The organism is Streptomyces sp. NPDC048383 (assembly GCF_040651775.1).
Lineage (GTDB): Bacteria > Actinomycetota > Actinomycetes > Streptomycetales > Streptomycetaceae > Streptomyces.
Map to the genome: position 1 here is coordinate 1 of NZ_JBEZKS010000097.1, position 17,440 is coordinate 17,440.

The 17,440-nt window shown below is 70.6% G+C and carries 20 protein-coding genes and 1 pseudogene; 15 read left to right on the top strand and 6 right to left on the bottom strand.

All coding sequences use genetic code 11. The annotated features are described in order from the left end of the window. Nucleotides 1-99: 99 nt before the first annotated feature. Nucleotides 100-237, bottom strand: a pseudogene (locus AB0D46_RS36815) (undecaprenyl-diphosphatase); the annotation flags it as partial. Between the two features lie 472 nt (nt 238-709). Between AB0D46_RS36815 and AB0D46_RS36820 the strand changes: the two are divergent. The 9 genes from AB0D46_RS36820 (at nt 710) to AB0D46_RS36860 (ending at nt 6,354) form a co-directional block, all read left to right on the top strand. Then, entirely contained in the window at nt 710-1,357 is a 648-nt protein-coding gene (locus AB0D46_RS36820) for an NADP-dependent oxidoreductase (protein WP_362884248.1), read from the top strand. Between the two features lie 107 nt (nt 1,358-1,464). Further along, complete coding sequence (locus tag AB0D46_RS36825; protein WP_362884250.1) at nt 1,465-1,950, top strand: hypothetical protein; 486 nt, start codon at nt 1,465-1,467, stop codon at nt 1,948-1,950. Between the two features lie 85 nt (nt 1,951-2,035). After that, nucleotides 2,036-2,563 (top strand): MauE/DoxX family redox-associated membrane protein, encoded by a 528-nt coding sequence (locus tag AB0D46_RS36830; protein ID WP_362884251.1) that lies wholly within the window; start codon nt 2,036-2,038, stop codon nt 2,561-2,563. A gap of 5 nt (nt 2,564-2,568) precedes the next feature. Next, entirely contained in the window at nt 2,569-3,108 is a 540-nt protein-coding gene (locus AB0D46_RS36835) for a TlpA disulfide reductase family protein (RefSeq protein WP_362884253.1), read from the top strand. Nucleotides 3,109-3,156: 48 nt separating this feature from the next. Next, complete coding sequence (locus AB0D46_RS36840) at nt 3,157-3,294, top strand: hypothetical protein (RefSeq protein ID WP_362884255.1); 138 nt, start codon at nt 3,157-3,159, stop codon at nt 3,292-3,294. A gap of 209 nt (nt 3,295-3,503) precedes the next feature. Continuing rightward, the gene (locus AB0D46_RS36845; protein WP_362884257.1) at nt 3,504-3,710 is read left to right on the top strand and encodes a hypothetical protein; all 207 of its coding nucleotides are present in this window, start codon (nt 3,504-3,506) and stop codon (nt 3,708-3,710) included. A 56-nt stretch (nt 3,711-3,766) separates the two neighbouring features. After that, nucleotides 3,767-3,973, top strand: a complete 207-nt coding sequence (locus AB0D46_RS36850) for a hypothetical protein (protein ID WP_362884258.1) — start codon at nt 3,767-3,769, stop codon at nt 3,971-3,973. A gap of 57 nt (nt 3,974-4,030) precedes the next feature. After that, nucleotides 4,031-5,884, top strand: coding sequence for an ABC transporter ATP-binding protein (locus tag AB0D46_RS36855; RefSeq protein ID WP_362884260.1), 1,854 nt, complete (start codon nt 4,031-4,033; stop codon nt 5,882-5,884). Continuing rightward, on the top strand, nt 5,881-6,354 hold the full coding sequence (locus AB0D46_RS36860; protein WP_362884262.1) for a S26 family signal peptidase: 474 nt from the start codon (nt 5,881-5,883) through the stop codon (nt 6,352-6,354). Before AB0D46_RS36855 ends, AB0D46_RS36860 begins: the two co-directional genes overlap by 4 nt. A gap of 138 nt (nt 6,355-6,492) precedes the next feature. On the opposite strand, the gene AB0D46_RS36865 is transcribed toward AB0D46_RS36860, so the two are convergent. Continuing rightward, a complete protein-coding gene (locus tag AB0D46_RS36865; RefSeq protein ID WP_362884264.1) occupies nt 6,493-7,578 on the bottom strand; it encodes an integrase core domain-containing protein in 1,086 nt (361 codons plus the stop codon). A gap of 84 nt (nt 7,579-7,662) precedes the next feature. Between AB0D46_RS36865 and AB0D46_RS36870 the strand changes: the two genes are divergently transcribed. Continuing rightward, a complete protein-coding gene (locus AB0D46_RS36870) occupies nt 7,663-8,163 on the top strand; it encodes a carbamoyltransferase N-terminal domain-containing protein (RefSeq protein WP_362884266.1) in 501 nt (166 codons plus the stop codon). Between the two features lie 311 nt (nt 8,164-8,474). On the opposite strand, the gene AB0D46_RS36875 is transcribed toward AB0D46_RS36870, so the two are convergent. Together AB0D46_RS36875 and AB0D46_RS36880 are read right to left on the bottom strand one after the other, a co-directional pair. After that, nucleotides 8,475-9,353, bottom strand: a complete 879-nt coding sequence (locus AB0D46_RS36875) for an undecaprenyl-diphosphate phosphatase (protein WP_362884267.1) — start codon at nt 9,351-9,353, stop codon at nt 8,475-8,477. A gap of 48 nt (nt 9,354-9,401) precedes the next feature. After that, nucleotides 9,402-10,118, bottom strand: coding sequence for a VTT domain-containing protein (locus AB0D46_RS36880; protein WP_362884269.1), 717 nt, complete (start codon nt 10,116-10,118; stop codon nt 9,402-9,404). A gap of 49 nt (nt 10,119-10,167) precedes the next feature. Between AB0D46_RS36880 and AB0D46_RS36885 the strand changes: the two genes are divergently transcribed. The 4 genes from AB0D46_RS36885 (at nt 10,168) to AB0D46_RS36900 (ending at nt 14,126) form a co-directional block, all read left to right on the top strand. Continuing rightward, the gene (locus AB0D46_RS36885) at nt 10,168-10,893 is read left to right on the top strand and encodes a DNA alkylation repair protein (protein WP_362884271.1); all 726 of its coding nucleotides are present in this window, start codon (nt 10,168-10,170) and stop codon (nt 10,891-10,893) included. Nucleotides 10,894-11,147: 254 nt separating this feature from the next. Then, nucleotides 11,148-12,323 (top strand): elongation factor Tu, encoded by a 1,176-nt coding sequence (tuf, locus tag AB0D46_RS36890; protein ID WP_362884273.1) that lies wholly within the window; start codon nt 11,148-11,150, stop codon nt 12,321-12,323. A gap of 87 nt (nt 12,324-12,410) precedes the next feature. Continuing rightward, on the top strand, nt 12,411-13,256 hold the full coding sequence (locus AB0D46_RS36895; protein WP_362884275.1) for a patatin-like phospholipase family protein: 846 nt from the start codon (nt 12,411-12,413) through the stop codon (nt 13,254-13,256). Between the two features lie 78 nt (nt 13,257-13,334). Next, nucleotides 13,335-14,126, top strand: a complete 792-nt coding sequence (locus tag AB0D46_RS36900) for a fused MFS/spermidine synthase (protein ID WP_362884283.1) — start codon at nt 13,335-13,337, stop codon at nt 14,124-14,126. 19 nt (nt 14,127-14,145) lie between these two features. Here AB0D46_RS36900 and AB0D46_RS36905 read toward each other — a convergent pair whose 3' ends face one another. Both AB0D46_RS36905 and AB0D46_RS36910 read right to left on the bottom strand, forming a co-directional pair. Beyond that, nucleotides 14,146-15,450, bottom strand: coding sequence for an MFS transporter (locus AB0D46_RS36905; RefSeq protein WP_362884277.1), 1,305 nt, complete (start codon nt 15,448-15,450; stop codon nt 14,146-14,148). A 134-nt stretch (nt 15,451-15,584) separates the two neighbouring features. Then, the gene (locus AB0D46_RS36910; protein WP_362884279.1) at nt 15,585-16,640 is read right to left on the bottom strand and encodes a hypothetical protein; all 1,056 of its coding nucleotides are present in this window, start codon (nt 16,638-16,640) and stop codon (nt 15,585-15,587) included. Between the two features lie 96 nt (nt 16,641-16,736). Here AB0D46_RS36910 and AB0D46_RS36915 point away from each other — a divergent pair, with 96 nt between their 5' ends. Beyond that, nucleotides 16,737-17,195, top strand: coding sequence for a DUF4442 domain-containing protein (locus AB0D46_RS36915; protein WP_362884281.1), 459 nt, complete (start codon nt 16,737-16,739; stop codon nt 17,193-17,195). Nucleotides 17,196-17,440: the final 245 nt, after the last annotated feature.

Here is a 17,440-nt window from a genome sequence, read left to right on the forward strand (position 1 = left end):
GCAGCCTGCCCCTGTCCGCTGCTTCGACGGGCGCAGGCTCCTGCGCACCCGCGTCCTCGGCGGCCTCCGATTCACGCGAAGTGGTGAGCGTACGGCCCGCTAGGAGCCCGACTCGCCGGCGTGCGGACTGAGCACGTCCGTGCCGATCAGCACGAACAACACGATGCCCAGCACGATCCGGTAGATCACGAACGGCATGAAGCTCTTGGTGGAGATGAACTTCATGAACCAGTTCAAGTCGAGGTTCTGAGCGGCTCTGACCTGCTGTTTCCACCACTCACAAGATTGAATGGGAGAGCAGTGGGAGATGGCACTTTCCAGTGCTCTCCTCGCCGGCCACGAAGCGCAGCCACCTGGTTTGCAGCAAATCGGCGATCTCCTGCTCCATGGTCAGTCGAGGGCCTGGACCTCCACGTTGTAGACCTCGATGCGGTCGACGGCACGCCCTGTAGGGCTCGGAAAGTCATCGCTGCAGTTCATGCCGCATAGCGGTACTCGTTGATGACGCCGCCGAGGACGCGGGTGCGCAGGAGCCTGCGCCCGTCGAAGCAGCGGACAGGGGCAGGCTGCGCAATCACATCGGCTGGCCGCTGATCCCGAGCCCGATGAGGCCGATGCCCGTTGTAGTGATCCTGATATTCGGCCAGAACCCGTCGCGCGTGAGCCTCGTTCAGCACCAGAACTCGACAGCAAGATCCGCCGAGGTGACGTGGCCGGGGTCTTCCCCGCCGTGTTCCCCCTGGTCCCCGGGGCGGACGCCGCCGGAGTCATCGACGCCGTAGGGGAAGCCGTCACCGGATTCACCATCGGTGACGAGGTGTTCGGCGTCACGCCGGCCGGCTCCTACGCCCAGTACGCCCTGATGCCCGCCCCTGTGGCCAAGCCGGCCGCCTTGTCCTGGGAGACCGCGGCGGCGCTGCCGACCGTGGGCGAGACGGCCTTCCGCGCCCTGAAGCACCTGAACCTCGCGCCCGGGCAGACCCTGCTCGTCCACGGAGCCGCCGGCAGCGTCGGCGCGATCGCCGTTCAGCTGGCCGCGGCCCGCGGCATCACCGTCGTCGGCACCGTCGGCGCCAGCGACCTGGAGCGGGTTACCGCGCTGGGTGCGACCGCGGTGCCGTACGGACCGGGCTGGCCCCGGCGCGTCCGCGACGCCGCACCGCAGGATGTGCACGCGGTGTTCGACACCTCAGGCGCCGGCGTCCTGCCCGACTCCGTCGACCTGGCCGGTAGCCCGGACCGTGTGATCACGATCGCCGACATGAACGCTGCCCAGCACGGGGTGCGCTTCACCGGCATGGACCCCGCCGACCGCGCTCCCGAAGCCCTCCCCACCGGTTACAGCGGCCTCCGCTAGGCGGCACTCCACGTGCTGGACGGCTTCCGCCCCGGGCGGCTGCTGCACTCGCACCGCGCCGCCGAGCGTGCCGCGGCAACCGTCTCCGCGACCGGCGAGCGTGTGCTGTGAGCGGGATCGTACGACGCGTCCTGCGCGAGGCCCACGTGGGCAGTCGCCGGAGCTCGCTCGCCACCACCTGCGTCGAGGTGGCCCTGGGTGCCGCCCTGACCGTCACCGTGCTGAGCCAGCACCCGCTGCGCTCGTTCGACCGGCTTCGCAGGTTCGACCCCACCTTGCAGATGCTGCCTGACTGGCGCCTGTTCGCCCCCCAGCCCGTCATGCACGACTTCCACCTGCTCTACCGCGCCGGCGAGCCGGGTCACGAGGGCGAGTGGCAGGTGGCGTCCACCATCGCGAAACGCTCGGCGTCCCAGTTCGTCTGGTACCCCGAGCGGCGACGGGACAAGGCCTTCCTCGACCTCTGCCAGGAGGTGTCCTTCGCCGCGGGCGAGGGGTCCTCCTCAGCGCCGGCCACCCCCGCCTACCGCATCCTCAGGGACTACGTCGGTGGGTATCTACGGGCTGTCCGGACGAGACGTTACAGTTCATGATCATGAGGAGGGGCGTTCACGACTCTGAGGAGCCGCCGACCTGCACCTTCCTCTCGCCCTATGAGAAGAGGAAGGTGGCCGAACGGTGAACTACCTCATGGCGGCAATCCAGTTGTCCCTCCTCGGCACACTGCTGGTCTCCGGCATCGGGAAGATCCGTGCCCCGCGGGACTCCCGGGTCATGGTGGAGGAGGTGCTGGGGCGTGCGGCTCCAGGGCTACAGCGGTACGCACCGATCGCCGCGGGCGCGCTGATCGGTGCGGAGCTGGTCACGGCGATCGCCCTGACACCCGGACTCCCTTTCCAGGGCTTCGGGTTCGCCGCCGCGCTGCTCCTCTTCTCCGTCTTCACCGGGGTGGCCGTCCACTCGTCCCGGTCCCGGACGAAGATCGTCTGCGCCTGCTTCGGGCGGGCCGCCTCTCCTCTCGGTATCCGGCACGTCATCCGAAACGCCCTGCTCACCGCGATGGCAGCCGGCGGCCTCGCGCTCGTGTTCACCACGGGTTCCGGCACGGGAGAGCTCGCCGGCCTGGCTCTCGCCGCAGCCTTCGCCCTCGTCTTCACCGTGGTCATCGCCTTCCTCGATGACCTCGCCTCTCTCATAACGGAGTAGTAGAAATGATCTTTGTCGTCGCAGGCATGGTCCTCGTCGGTGCGCTCGGCCTTCTCAATCTGGCCCTGTCCCTCGCCATCGTGCGCCGGTTGCGGCGCCAGGAGGAGCAGCGCCGAGCCGTCGACCCCTACGCGCCTTCCGGCCCCGAGGTAGGCACGAAGCTGCCGATGTTCTCGGCCCCCGCCCTCGGCGGCGAGGTGTTCGCCTCGGAATCGCTCGCGGGCGGCGCGGCGGCTCTGTCGTTCATCACCACCAGCTGCGGCGCGTGCGACGAATTCGTGCAGGACATGCCGGAGTTCGCCGCCCAGACCGGTCTGGACGGCTCCCGGATCGTGGTCGTCATCGCCGGTGAACAGGGCAAGGCCCGGCAGATGGCGGATCGCCTCGACGGCCTCGCCACCGTGGTCTTCGAGGAGGCTCCCGGCGACATCTCCTCCCTCTACTCGATCACCGCGACCCCGACGACCGTGATCGCGGACGCCGACCAGTACGTCACTGCCACGCACACCGGTTCCAAGCCGAACCTCCAAGCACTTCCGGCGTAGTCGACGCCGGATGCGTGAGCACGATACGTACCGGAAGGAAAAGCACTGGTGAAACTCCTGACCAGAATGGGCGACGCCCTCCTCGGCAGACTCGCGCCGGAGGCCACGGCGACGGCCGTCTGCGGCGACTGCCAGGCGATCGAGATGGGCTGCGGATACAAGCAGAACAAGTGCTCCGGAGCCTAGACCTCGGCGACCGCGGCCTGGTCGGCGTGCACCTCCTGCGGCGAATGGCTATCGCGCAGGGAGGTCAGCTGCCAGGGCCCGAGGATGTACGCCCGCTGCTGCTCGCCCGACAACTGCAGCGAATGGTTCTACTGCGGCCCGCAGTGCGCCTGATCCGGACCGGCCCGGACGACTGAAGCGATCCACCAAACAGAAGGCGAGACAGACACATGAGGCTTTTCACCCGGCTCGGCAACGCCATGCTCCACCGGCTGGCACCGGAGACCTCGGCGACCGCGGCCTGGTCGGCGTGCACCTCCTGCGGCGAATGGCTATCGCGCAGGGAGGTCAGCTGCCAGGGCCCGAGGATGTACGCCCGCTGCTGCTCGCCCGACAACTGCAGCGAATGGTTCTACTGCGGCCCGCAGTGCGCCTGATCCGAACCGGCCCGGACGACTGAAGCGATCCACCAAACAGAAGGCGAGACAGACACATGAGGCTTTTCACCCGGCTCGGCAACGCCATGCTCCACCGGCTGGCACCGGAGACCTCGGCGACCGCGGCCTGGTCGGCGTGCACCTCCTGCGGCGAATGGCTATCGCGCAGGGAGGTCAGCTGCCAGGGCCCGAGGATGTACGCCCGCTGCTGCTCGCCCAACAACTGCAGCGAATGGTTCTACTGCGGCCCGCAGTGCGCCTGATCTGAAACGGCCCGTGCCCCGCCGATCCGTCGGCGGGGCACGGGCGGAGGGATTCCTATGACCACCGTCGGAGGCTGGCGGGAGTTCCTCTCCCGCACGGTCAGCATCGTCGCTCTCACCTGGCGCGCCAGTCCGGGCGCCTTCCTCGTCTATCTCTTCTCCACCCTCGTCCAGGGGCTGATACCCGCTGGCATCGCACTTCAGCTGAAGTGGCTCCTCAACCAGGTCGGCCACGGCTCCACCCGATCCGATCCGGGTCCCCTCGGCCTTGTCATCGGCATGGCCGTTCTGGGACTGCTCGCCGGCGTGCTGCCCCTCACGACCCAGTACGTACGCTCACGACTCACGCGCAACATCGTGATGCGCGTACAGAACGACCTGTTCTCCTCGGTCAACAGGTTCGACGGCATCGCGAGGTTCGAGTCCCCCCGTTTCCTCGACAGTCTCCAGCTCGCCCAGCAGTCGGCGATCGGGGCACCGGAGGCGATCACCCAGTCCCTGTTCGGGCTGATCCAGAACACGCTCTCCGTGTCCGGTCTCCTCACGGTGCTCTACTTCATCTCCCCTACGATGACGGTCCTGACGGTTGCGGCCGCCCTTCCCGCGCTGGCCATTCAGCTCCACCTCAGCAAGCAGCGCGCGAAGATGGTGTGGTCGATCAGCCCACGCAACCGGCGCCAGATCTTCTACCAGAGCCTGATGACCAACGTCTCCGCCATCAAGGAGACCAAGCTCTTCGGGATCGGACCGTTCCTCCTCGACCGGATGAACCGCGAAACCCGCGCCATCAACGCCGCTGAGGAGCGGGTGGACCGCAAGGCGCTCCTCACCCAGGCTCCCCTCGCGGTTCTCGGCGCCGTGATCGCCGGCGCCGGCATGATCTGGATAGTCGACGCCTCGGTGTCCGGTGCCTTCAACGCCGGTGACATCACCGCCTTCATGACCACGATCGGCGGCGTCCAGGCCTCGCTCACCTCCACCGTCTCCCTGGTGACGAGCTACCACCATGCCCTGGTCCTCTACGGGCACTACGCGGAGGTGACCACGACCGCCAACGACCTGCCGGCCGCGCGCCCCTCCGGCGCCACCCCTGCACTGGCCCACCGCATCACGTTCGACGACGTCTGGTTCCGCTACAGCGAGGACGGGCCGTGGGTACTCCGCGGCGTCAGCTTCACCATCGAGCAGGGGAGTTCCCTCGCGCTCGTGGGCCTCAACGGAGCCGGAAAGTCGACCCTCGTAAAGCTGCTGCTGCGCCTCTACGACCCGGAGAAGGGCTCCATCCGCTGGGACGGGACGGATCTGCGCGACCTCGATCTCCCGACCCTGCGTGACCGGATTAGCGCCGTCTTCCAGGACTTCGTCCGCTACGATCTGTCCGCCGCGGAGAACATCGGCATCGGGGACGTACAGCGGCTCGATGACCAGTCCCGTGTCGAGGCCTCGGCGAAGGAGGCCGGCATACACGACCACCTCACGGGCCTGCCTTGTGGCTATCACACGTTGCTCTCCCGGACGTTCCCCGAGACGGAGGGCGACCCCGACGCCGACTTCGCGGGCGTCGTGCTCTCTGGCGGACAGTGGCAGCGTCTCGCCCTGGCGCGGGCACTCATGCGCGTCGGCCGGGACCTCCTCGTCCTGGACGAACCCAGCTCGGGAATGGATCCGGCGGCAGAGCAACAGCTGCACGACCAGCTGAAGGTCTACCGAGAGGGAGCCACGAGCCTCCTCATCTCGCACCGTCTCGGTGTCCTCCGTGACGCTGACCGCATCATCGTTCTGGAGGACGGCCGCATCACGGAGTCCGGCACTCACGACGAACTCATGAGGATCGGCGGGGAGTACGCGAGACTCTTCACTATTCAGGCGTCGAACTACACCGAGACCATTGAATCCGGAGCAACCCTGTGAATGCACGCATCCGCCCTTGGCACCTGCTGGGGTTCGTCCCCGTGTCGGCGGTCGCCGTCGTGTGGTGGGTCAAGCGCACTTACGTGGCCGTCAACGTCGACGGAAGCAGCATGGAACCCACGCTCCACCCCGGCGCCCGGGTCATCGTCCGCAGGGGCGCCCGGTATCTGAAGGCCGACGACCTGGTCGTCATCGCCCAGCCCGATCCCATCTACGGCTGGCCGCGGGACGGTCGCCCCGCTCCCCGGGGCCTGGACCAATCACCGTGGAACATCAAGCGCGCTGTCGCGCTGCCCGGTGACCCCATGCCCGCCGGATCGTCACAGCAGGGCCCCGTGCCTCCCGGGCACATCGCCGTCAAGGGCGACAGCCCGTACAGCAGCGACTCCCGGCATTTCGGACCGTGTCCCCGAGGACAGATCCTGGGGCATGTGGTGCGCGTCCTGCGGACGGGTGCGCCGACCGCCTGAGACACGTACGCGAAGAGGGTGCCCGGCCGCAACGGTTGGGCACCCTCTCGCTGTTCATTGCGTCAGTGCACCGGGACGACCTGCTTCTCCTCGGCGAAGTGGCACGCCCTGTAGGGCTCGGAAAGTCATCGCTGCAGTTCATGCCGCATAGCGGTACTCGTTGATGACGCCGCCGAGGACGCGGGTGCGCAGGAGCCTGCGCCCGTGGAAGCAGCGGACAGGGGCAGGCTGCGCAATCACATCGGGTGGCCGCTGATCCCGAGCCCGATGAGGCCGATGCCCGTTGTAGTGATCCTGATATTCGGCCAGAACCCGTCGCGCGTGAGCCTCGTTCAGCACCAGAACATGATCCAACACCTCACGGCGGACCGTGCCGATCACCCGCTCACAGTGGGCGTTCATACGGGGTGCTCGTGGGGCACTGAGCAGGACGTCCATGTCCTCGGACTCGAAGACGGCATCGAAGGACGTCGTGTACTTGGCGTCTCGGTCCCGCAGCAGGAAGCGCAGGAACTCCACGCGAGTCCCGAGGTCGGTGGCGAGGTTGCGGGCCTGCTGCGTGGCCCACTGCCCGGTCGGATGCCGGGTCACCCCGGTGATGTGCAGCCTCCTGGGGCCGTGCTCGAGGAACGCCATGGCATACAGGCGCGTGCCCAGCACCGTGTCCACGTGGAAGAAGTCCGCCGAGATGATCCCCTCGGCCTGAGCAGTGAGGAAGTCCCGCCAACTCGGACCCGACCGGCGCGGGGCCGGATCGATGCCGGCCGCGTGCAGGATCTCCCAGACCGTGGACGGTGCGATCGAATGGCCCAACCGTACAAGTCCACCCTGGATCCGGCGGTGGCCCCACCGCGGATTCTCGCCCGCCAGCCGCAGCACCAGCTTCGTCAGCGCGGCAGCAGTCGGCGGCCTACCGGTACGACCGCGCCGGGCAGAGCAGTCCCACTTCCTCGCCATCAATCTGCGGTGCCAGGCCAACAGCGTCCCCGGCACGACCGGGAAGACCTCCGCCCAACGACGACGCGGGACCAGCGAAGACAACGCCGACAACCAGAACCGGTCGACCGGCTCATAGCGCACCGGACCGGTGATCTGACGCCGCAGCACCGCATTCTCGTGCCGCAGCACCAACAACTCGACATCCTTCGCCGTGTCCCGACGCACCAACACCCCTGGTATCGAGAGCAACGTGCGAGTAGCGCGGTACAGCAACGAAACGATCACCCGCGCATCATGCCAGCAACCCCACGAACACGACCTGACCAGCAACGATGATTTTTCGAGCCCCACAACTCCCGCTCCTGCGCGGTGGCCGCGGCCTACTGCCTGTCCGAGGCCGGCATCACCCTGGCCGACGTTGACGAGATCGCCATCGCCTTCAACCCGGCCTGGCCTACGCCGAGCAACATCTGCACGGACGCCGAGCTGATCGCCGAACTCCTCGCCCCCGCCCTGTTCGGCCACCACCGGCCACGGCAGGTCACCGTGGTCGAGCACCACCTCGCGCACACCGCCTCCGCCTTCCACCCCAGCGGCTCCGACGAGGCCGCCGTCCTGGTGGTCGACGGCTCCGGCGACGGCGTCTCCGCCACCCTCGCCCACGGCACCGCCGACGGACTGAAGGCCCTGCGCCAGTTCCCGTTCAGCCAGTCGCTGGGCTGGTTCTACGAGACCGTCGCCGAACACCTCGGACTCGGCAACTGGACCAGCTCCGGCAAGCTCATGGGCCTGGCCGGCTACGGCAACCCCGAGCGCTACACCCTCGACTTCCTCACCGCCCGCGCTGGCAGCTCGTCGAGAAGGAGCTGAGCGACGTCATCGTGACGGCCGCAGTGGCACTTGCCACCATCAGCCCGGACCCGGAGAAGGCGCTCGCCGGCCGTGTCCAGGGCCTGCTGGCGCGCCTCAGCCTCGACTGACCCGGGCCGGCCGCCAAGCAGAAGGGCCCACACAGCTACTGCTGTGCGGGCCCTCCTTTCTGCTCCCGACTTTGCAGGTGCGCACTTCTGGCTGATCGCCTCCCGGTCTCCTGAGTGGGAGACAAGTGGGAGATGATCATGGTGTGATGCTGCAATCAGGCGCTAGGAAATGCTAGATAGCGCAACCTGTGCGGCCCTGGTTCAGCCGCCGGATTCGCCCGCGTGCGGGCTGAGCACACCGGCTCCCACCAGGATGAACAGCAGGATTCCGAGCAGAATCCGGTAGATCACGAACGGCATGAAGCTCTTCGTAGTGATGAATTTCATGAACCACGCGATGACGGCGTACCCGACGAAGAAGGCGATCACCGTCGCGAAGACCGTCGGACCCCAGGAGATGTGGGTCGGGTTCTCCATCACGTCCTTGATCTCGAACGCGCCCGAGGCCAGCACGGCCGGGATCGCGAGGAGGAAGGAGTAGCGGGCGGCGGCCTCACGGGTGAAGCCCAGCAGCAGACCGCCGGAGATCGTCGCACCGGAGCGGGAGACGCCGGGGATCAACGCCATCGCCTGGCAGAGACCGAAGACCAGACCGTCCTTGACGCCCAGTTCCTTCAGCGTCTTGCGCTGGACGACCACCCGGTGCCGGCCGCCCTCCTCGTCGCGCGAGGCCTGCCAGTCGGCGAAGCCGAGGACCAGACCCATCAGGATCAAGGTGGTGGCCGTCAGCCGCAGGTCACGGGCCGGACCGGTGATCTGGTCCTTGAAGAGCAGGCCGAGGACGCCGATCGGCAACGAGCCGACGATCACCAACCAGCCCATCTTGGCGTCCTGCTCGGAACGCAGCGCCTTCGTGTACAGGGAACGGAACCAGGTCGAGACGATCCGCGCGATGTCCTTGCGGAAATAGATCAGGACGGCGGCCTCGGTGCCGATCTGGGTGATGGCCGTGAAGGCCGCACCGGGGTCGTGCCAGCCGGCGAACGCCGCGGTCAGGCGCAGGTGGGCACTGGAGGAGATCGGGAGGAACTCCGTAAGCCCCTGGACCAGACCGAGGATTAGGGATTCGAACCAGCTCATGTCGGGGTGCGCTCGTCCTTGTGATCGTCGGGCAGTTCGGGTCCGATGCTAGGGCCCGTGGGAAGCGGCCGTGACCACAGGGGGGTGTTGGGGCACCGGCTCGTACGCGACGACCGGCGCCAGGCGGTGCCGCTTGCGCCACGCCACGACCGCGGCGATCACCCCGGACACCGCGATGAACCCGAACGAGACCAGGAACGCGGGCGATCCCGGCGAGGAGGCACTGGACCCCGCGATCACGTAGGCGGCGGTGTTCGGGATCGTGCCGAGCGCCGTCGCGCCCAGGAACGGCAGCCAGCCGCACCGCGACACCGCCGCCAGGTAGTTGGCCGCCGCGAACGGCACCCCGGGGAAGATCCGCACCGCGAGCATCGAGCGGAACCCGTGCCGGCTCAACTGCGCGTCGGCCGCCTTCAGCCACCGGCCGCGAAGGTACGGACGCAACGCCTCCTGCCCCATCGCCCGGCCCAGACCGAAGGCGATGCCGGCCCCCACCACCGTCCCCCCGACGGCCGCGACCAGCCCGAACTGGGCCCCGAAGACTGCCCCCGCCGCCAGGTTCAGCAACGGACGCGGCACAAACGCCGCCGTGCACAGCCCGTACGCTCCCGCGAACACCAGGACCGCCGCACCCAACGGCAGCTCCGGCGGCCACCCCTGCGACAGCAGTCGCTGCGGCTCGTACAGCACCACGCACGCGCCGGCCGCCAGCAGCAGCACGACGAGCAGCGACAGCCGGGTCCACGGCGCGAGGAGGAGGGACATTCCGGGAGACTAACCGACCTGTACGACGCACCGCCGTAATCTGGGCCTCATGCGGCCGAACACCCAACCACCCCCGGGGACCGGGCCCAGCGCCCTCGCCGACGTCCTCATGGAACGACTGACGGCCGTCTACGCCGCGGCCGCCGATCCGGCGCAGGCCGGACCCATGACCGCGTACATGAAGGGCGTCGCCCCCTTCCTCGGCATCCGCACCCCCGAGCGCCGCGCGCTCTCCCGCACAGTGACGAAGGACACCCCGCGGCCCTCCGAGGCGGACTGCGCCGCCCTCGCGCTGCGCTGCTGGTCACTCGCGGAGCGTGAGTACCACTACTTCGCGGTCGACTACCTGCGCCGACACGTGGCGCGCTGTTCCTCCGGCTTCCTGCCGGTGGTGCGGCACCTGATCGTCACCACCTCCTGGTGGGACACCGTCGACCTGCTCGCCGCGCACACCGTCGGACCGCTCGTCGCGGCCGACCCGCGGCTGGGCGCGGTCATGGACGACTGGGTCGACGGCGAGGACCTCTGGCTCGCCCGCGCCGGACTGCTCCACCAGCTCACCCGCAAGTCCGCCACCGACGCCGACCGGCTCTTCGCCCACTGCCGCCGGCTGGCCGCGCACCCCGACTTCTTCATCCGCAAGGCCGTCGGCTGGGCCCTGCGCGAGTACGCCAAGACCGACCCCGACGCGGTGCGCGCCTTCGTCACCGCCGAACGCCCCCGCCTCGCACCGCTGTCGGTGCGCGAGGCCCTCAAGTCCCTCAACGGCGCCTGACGGCGACGAAATCCATTCGACCCCGCCCGACCGCTCGGGCAGGATCGGCGACATGTTCCGGTACGCCTTCCCCGCAGCGCCGTCCGCAGTCGCGGACGCGCCGAAGGCTGCCGCCGCACCCGGAGCACCCGCCGTGGCCGCCGCATTCGACGGCGCCCGAACCTGACCCTTCCCGGATCGTCCGGCGGACCCCACAGGGGGAGGGTCGGATCGCCCGGGGGTCCCGTCCAGCTGCGAGCCACGGGAAGAACATCATGGCCAAGACGGCCTTCACGCGCACCAAGCCGCACCTCAACATCGGCACCATGGGCCACGTCGACCACGGCAAGACCACCCTGACCGCCGCGATCACCAAGGTCCTCGCCGACCGGGGCGGCGCCGCCTACGTGCCCTTCGACCGCATCGACCGGGCCCCCGAGGAGGCCCGTCGCGGCATCACCATCAACCTCACGCACGTCGAGTACGAGACCGACACCCGTCACTACGCCCACGTCGACATGCCGGGCCACGCCGACTACATCAAGAACATGGTCACGGGCGCCGCGCAGCTCGACGGGGCGATCCTCGTCGTCTCCGCGCTCGACGGGGTCATGCCGCAGACCGCCGAGCACGTCCTGCTGGCCCGGCAAGTGGGCGTCGACCACATCGTGGTGGCCCTCAACAAGGCCGACGCCGGGGACCCGGAGCTCACCGACCTCGTCGAGATGGAGGTCCGCGAGCTGCTCACCGCGCACGGGTACGCCGGGGACACCGCGCCCGTCGTACGGGTCTCCGGACTCGGCGCGCTGCGCGGCGACCCGCAGTGGACGGGGGCCGTCGAGGCGTTGCTGGACGCGGTGGACACCTACGTGCCCACACCGGTGCGCTACACGGACGCGCCGTTCCTGCTGCCGGTCGAGAACGTCCTGACCATCACCGGTCGCGGGACCGTCGTCACCGGGTCCGTCGAGCGGGGCACGGTGCGACTCGGCGACCGTGTCAGCCTGCTCGGCGGGGACGGCGCCGGCGACCCGGTCGTCGTCACCGGCCTGGAGACCTTCGGCAAGCCGATGGAGTCCGCCGAGGCCGGGGACAACGTCGCCCTGCTGCTGCGCGGGGTGCACCGCGACCAGGTCCGGCGCGGGGACGTCGTCGCCGCGCCGGACAGCGTGCGGCCGGCCCGACGGTTCACCGCCCTGGTCCACGTCCTCTCCGCGCGGGAGGGCGGTCGCACGACCCCGATCGCCTCCGGCTACCGGCCGCAGTTCTACTTCCGCACCGCGGACGTGGTCGGGGACGTCGACCTCGGCACCGCCGGGGCCCGGCCCGGGCAGACCGTCACCATGACGGTGCAGCTCTGCCGGGACGTCCCGCTGGAGGCGGGGCTCGGCTTCGCGATCCGCGAGGGCGGCCGCACCGTCGGCGCCGGGACGGTGACCGAGGTCGGATAGCACCCCGCGGGTGGTGACGGCGGCCCCGCTGCGTCAGACTGCCGTCACCACACGGGCGGGGCACCACGGGCGGAACGGGGACGGGCCATGAACGGCGACACGGCGCTGGTACTGGGCGGCGGAGGACTCACCGGCATCGGCTGGGAGACCGGCATCCTGTACGGGCTCGCCCGCGAGGGCGTCGACCTGACCACCGCCGACCTCGTCGTCGGCACCTCCGCCGGCTCGGTGGTGGGCGCTCAGCTCACCTCCGGGCTGCTCACCCCGCGGCAGCTGTACGAGCGCCAGCTCGGCGACGCCGGCGGCGAGGCCGTGGCCCGGTTCGGCGCGGGGCTGCTCGCCCGCTACGCCGTCGCGATGGCCCGCTCCCGCGACGCCGCCCAGTACCGCAGGCGGATCGGCGCCATGGCCCTCGCCGCCGACACCGGCCCGGAGGCCGTGCGCCGCGAGGTACTAAAGGCCCGCCTCGTCTCGCACGAATGGCCCGAGCGACGCCTCGTCGTCACCGCCGTGGACGCGCTGAGCGGCGAGCTGACCGCCTTCGAGCGGGCGGGCGACGCCGGCCTCGTCGACGCGGTCTCGGCGAGCTGCGCCGTGCCCGGGGTGTGGCCGCCGGTGACCGTCGCGGGCCGCCGGTTCATCGACGGCGGGGTCCGCTCCGCGACCAACGCGGACATCGCCGCCGGCTACCGACGGGTGGTGATCATCGCGCCGATGGCGCTCGGCGCCGGGAAGATCCCCTCGCCCGCCGCCCAGGCCGAGCGGCTGCGGGCGGCGGGCGCGCGGGTGCTGCTGATCACCCCCTCCGCGCAGGCCCGCAGGGCCTTCGGACGCAACGTCCTGGACCCGGCGCGCCGGGATCCCGCAGCCCGCGCGGGACTGGCCCAGGCCGCCGAGCACACGGCCGGCGCGAAGGAGGTCTGGGGCGGCTGACCCGCGCCGGACAATGGTGGGGTGAGCGACGAACAGATCCCGGTGATCCGGGACGTGGACCAGGGCACCGCCAAGCTGATGCCGGACGTGGACCGGGACCGGGCCTGGCTGCTGACCGTGGACGGGGCGCCGCAGTCCTACGTGGACCTCGACGACCCCGAGCACCTGGAGTTCGAGTACGTACGTCGGCTCGCGCACGTGCTGGACTGCGCGGCCGAGCCGGGCGCCGCCCTGGACCTGCTGCACCTGGGCGGCGGCGCGCTGACCCTGCCGCGCTGGGCCGCCGCGGTCCGCCCCGGGTCCCGGCAGACGGTCGTGGAGTTCGACGCGGCGTTGGTGGAGCTGGTCGCCGAGCACCTGCCGCTCGCCGACGGGGCGCGGGTGACGGTGCACGCCGCCGACGCCCGGGCCTGGCTGGCGGCCGCTCCGGCGGCGAGCGCGGACGTCCTGGTCGCGGACGTGTTCGGCGGCTCGCGGGTGCCGGCCCGGCTGACCTCGGTGGAGTACGCGAGGGAGGCGGCCCGGGTGCTGAGGCCCGGCGGCCTGTACGCGGCCAACCTGGCGGACGGGGCGCCGTTCGCGTTCCTCGCGGCGCAACTGGCCAACTTCGCGGCCGCCTTCGGGGAGCTGGCGCTGATCGCCGAACCGGCGGTGCTGCGCGGGCGCCGCTTCGGCAACGCGGTGCTGCTGGCTTCCGACTCCCCGCTGCCGGTGGCCGCCCTGGCCCGGCGGTGCGCCGGCGACGCGTTCCCGGCCCGGGTGGAGTCCGGCCCTGGCCTGGCCCGCCTGATGCGCGGCGCGCGGCCGGTGCCGGACGCGGAGGCGGTGGCCTCGCCGGAGCCGCCACAGGGCGCCTTCAGCCTGGGGTGAGCCCGGTACCGGGCCCGCCTCACACGGTGGCGGGGCTCGGGCTGTCCGTCGGGGTGGGCAGCACCGGGGCCTTCACCGCGGGGGGCTTGCGGGTCATGTTCCGCACGTCCGGGACGAAGAGCACCGCGGCCGTGCCGACCACCACCAGCACGGCGCAACCCCACAGCGACGGGGCGCGGCCGAACGCCGACTCGGCGGGCCCGGCCAGGGCGGTGGCGAGCGGCAGCATCGACACCGAGCCGAACCAGTCGTAGGCGGAGACCCGGGAGAACTTCTCCTCCGGGATCTCCTGGTGCATCGTGGTCATCCAGTTGACGCCGAACACCTCGATGGCGGCGCCGCTGACGAACATCACCGCGCACAGGGCCCACACGGGCAACGGCACCGCCAGCCCCGCCGACGGCAGCGCCAGCGGGAACACGCACAGCGTGCCGACCAGCAGCAGCCTGCGGGGTTTCCACACCATCATCAGGACGGCGCCGCCGATGGTGCCCACGCCGAAGCAGGCCAGGGCCAGGCCCCACGGCGCCGGCCCGCCCAGCTGGTCGCGGGCGACGAGGGGCCCGTACACCGCCTCCGCGGCGCCGACGACGGCGACGACCACGGAGAACTGGAGCACGATGCTCCACAACCAGGGGCGGGTCCGCACCTCCACCCAGCCCTCGCGCAGGTCGGCCAGCAGGCCGCCGCCGGGGGCCCGTTCCGCGACGTGGCCGACGTCCAGGAACGCCCGGAGCGCGCCCGCGAGGGCGAAGGCCAGGGCGTCCACGGCCAGCACCCAGCCGGGGCCGATCGCGGCGATCATCGCCCCGCCGAGGGCCGCGCCGCCGATGCCGGCGCCGTTCATGGCCATCCGGAAGAGCGCGAAGGCGCGGTTGGCGTGCTCGCCCGAGACGCTGGAGAGCAGCATGCCCTCGGCGGCCGGGTTGAAGAACGCCGTTCCGGTGCCGCACAGCGCGGTGAGCAGCATCATCTGCCACAGCTGGGGGTCCCCGGCGAGCACGAGCAGCGCGAAGGCGCCCTGCGAGACGCAGTTGAGGGCGTTGGCGGCGACCATCACGCGGTGGCGCGGCAGCCGGTCGGCGAGCGCGCCGCCGATGAGCAGGAAGAGGACGAGCGGCAGCGTACGGGCGGCCGCGACGAGGCCGACGTCCCCGCCGGAACCCCCCGACTCCAGCACGGCGAAGGCGGCCGCGATGAGCGCCCCGTGACTGCCGAGGTTGGTGATGACCGCGGCACCCGTCAGCAGGGTGTAGTTGCGGCCGGCCCACGCGGGCCGGCGGCGCGCGCGGGTGGGGGAGGGGAGATTCGGGGGTCGACTCACCCGTGGACTCTCTCCGCTCCGGGCCGGGAATCCAACCGAATTTATCGGAAAGCGGATGTCCGGCCCGGAGGTGGGAACGCGGTGGGGCCGGGTGGGGGACCGGCGGGGACGAGCGGGGCCGGGGTGGGCCGGGATCAGTTCGGCGGCGCGGCCTCGGTCAGCCGGACCGTGCTGAGGATCTTCTCGTACGTCGCCTGGTCGACCTCGCCGGGGACGCCCGCGGCGCCGTAGAGGACCCAGGTGGAGAAGTCACCGTTGGCGGTCTTGAAGCTGAACGCGATGCTCTTGCCGTCGGAGTCGCACTTGTTCTCCTTGGGCACGCCGGTCACGGTCGCGGTGGTGACGTGACCCTTGAGCCCGGAGGTGGAGGTGTACTCCTTCGGGTCGGTGAACTTGACGATCTCCTTGGGCTGCTTCTGCGCGTAGCCGCCGTAGACCCAGGTGCCGGCCTCGCTGCGGGAGGCGGAGGCGGTGTCCTTGGCGCCCTGGCCGCCCTTGGTGCCGGTGCCGGCGAGGGAGGTCGTCTCCTCACTGCCGTTCTTGTCGGAGTCGACCTTGCACCAGTCCTCCTTGAGGTAGGCCGGCGCGGACATCATGACGAAGGGGCCGCCGTCGGTCTTGGTCGCGTCCTCGAACCCGATGGACGTGCCCGAGCCGAGCACGTTCCACTCCGGCGGGACGTCGAAGGCGGTGCCGTACTTCGGGTTGATGACCACCTTCCAGCCGGCGATCAGCGGCTTGAGGTCCCCGCCGGAGCGCGGGTTCCCGCTCGGGGCGGGCGGCGCCGCCGGGGAACTCGCGGGCGCGGAGGGGGAGGCGGCCGGCTTGTCGTTGGCCTGGATCTTCTTGTCGTCGTCCCGGGTCAGGACGAACGCTCCGGTGGCGGCGGCGGTCACGATGACCGCCGAGACCGCGACGATGGCCACCGTCCGGGTGGCGAAGGGGCTGCCGCCGCCCGGCCCGGGGGTCGTCGGTTGCTGTTGGGTCGGGGGTTGGCCCCACGGCTGCACCGGGGGCGGCGTCTGGTACCCCGCCTGCGGGTATCCGTAGCCGGGCTGCTGCTCGCCGAACCCCGGCTGCCCTTGCTGCTGGTACGGGTTCGGCTGCCCCGGCTGCTGCTGGTACGGGTTCTGTTGCGCGTCCTGGGGGTTCTGCTCGCCCCCGGGCGGCTGCTGCTGTCCTGGCCACATGGCCGGTAACGATAGTGGGCCCGGCCTCCGGGGACCACGGCCGCCCCCGGAGGAGGTCTGGCCAAGGCCTTCTACTCGTGGGTAACATCGCGTGCCATGAGCGCAGAACAGATGAACGTGGGCGAATTGTTGGCCCGGACGGTGCCGATGGCCCGCACCCTGAACCTCGAATTCCTGGAGACCACCCCCGAGCGCGCGGTCGTCCGCCTGCCGGACCAGCCCGACTTCCACAACCACGTCGGCGGCCCGCACGCCGGCGCGATGTTCACCCTCGCCGAGTCCGCCAGCGGCGCCATCGTGCTGGCCGCCTTCGGCGACCAGCTCTCGCGCGCGGTGCCCCTCGCCGTCAAGGCCGAGATCGGTTACAAGAAGCTCGCGAAGGGCGTCGTGACGGCCACCGCCACCCTCGGCCGCCCCGCCGCCGAGGTCGTCGCCGAACTCGACGCGGGCGGCCGCCCCGAATTCCCCGTCACCGTCGCCATCCGGCGCGAGGACGAGGCCGTGACGGGCGAGATGACCATCCTGTGGACCCTGCGGCCGATCGCGGCCGGCTGACGGGGTGAACACGGCGGGGACGGGCCGACCGCCCCCGCCGACGGCACCGGTCGGCCGATGCCACGGGCCCACGGCGGGCCCGGCCGGGCCCGCCGCAGGGCTGAACCCGGGGCGCCGCAGGGCGCGTCCGGCGGGGCCCCGCGGCCCCGGCGCGCACAGTGGGCGGCAGATCGGAAGAGCGTCGGGGTGGGAAAGAGGGTGTGCTTAAGGGTGTAATTCAAGGTGGTCGCCGGATAAATAAAAAG

Excerpts from the sequence above, each read along its gene's own strand:
- AB0D46_RS36845 (WP_362884257.1), top strand. The coding sequence starts at position 3,504 with ATGAGGCTTTTCACCCGGCTCGGCAACGCCATGCTCCACCGGCTGGCA.
- AB0D46_RS36885 (WP_362884271.1), top strand. The coding sequence starts at position 10,168 with ATGCGGCCGAACACCCAACCACCCCCGGGGACCGGGCCCAGCGCCCTC.
- AB0D46_RS36910 (WP_362884279.1), bottom strand. The coding sequence starts at position 16,640 with ATGTGGCCAGGACAGCAGCAGCCGCCCGGGGGCGAGCAGAACCCCCAG.
- AB0D46_RS36850 (WP_362884258.1), top strand. The coding sequence starts at position 3,767 with ATGAGGCTTTTCACCCGGCTCGGCAACGCCATGCTCCACCGGCTGGCA.
- AB0D46_RS36900 (WP_362884283.1), top strand. The coding sequence starts at position 13,335 with ATGCCGGACGTGGACCGGGACCGGGCCTGGCTGCTGACCGTGGACGGG.
- AB0D46_RS36915 (WP_362884281.1), top strand. The coding sequence starts at position 16,737 with ATGAGCGCAGAACAGATGAACGTGGGCGAATTGTTGGCCCGGACGGTG.
- AB0D46_RS36835 (WP_362884253.1), top strand. The coding sequence starts at position 2,569 with ATGATCTTTGTCGTCGCAGGCATGGTCCTCGTCGGTGCGCTCGGCCTT.
- tuf (WP_362884273.1), top strand. The coding sequence starts at position 11,148 with ATGGCCAAGACGGCCTTCACGCGCACCAAGCCGCACCTCAACATCGGC.
- AB0D46_RS36855 (WP_362884260.1), top strand. The coding sequence starts at position 4,031 with ATGACCACCGTCGGAGGCTGGCGGGAGTTCCTCTCCCGCACGGTCAGC.
- AB0D46_RS36895 (WP_362884275.1), top strand. The coding sequence starts at position 12,411 with ATGAACGGCGACACGGCGCTGGTACTGGGCGGCGGAGGACTCACCGGC.
- AB0D46_RS36880 (WP_362884269.1), bottom strand. The coding sequence starts at position 10,118 with ATGTCCCTCCTCCTCGCGCCGTGGACCCGGCTGTCGCTGCTCGTCGTG.
- AB0D46_RS36875 (WP_362884267.1), bottom strand. The coding sequence starts at position 9,353 with ATGAGCTGGTTCGAATCCCTAATCCTCGGTCTGGTCCAGGGGCTTACG.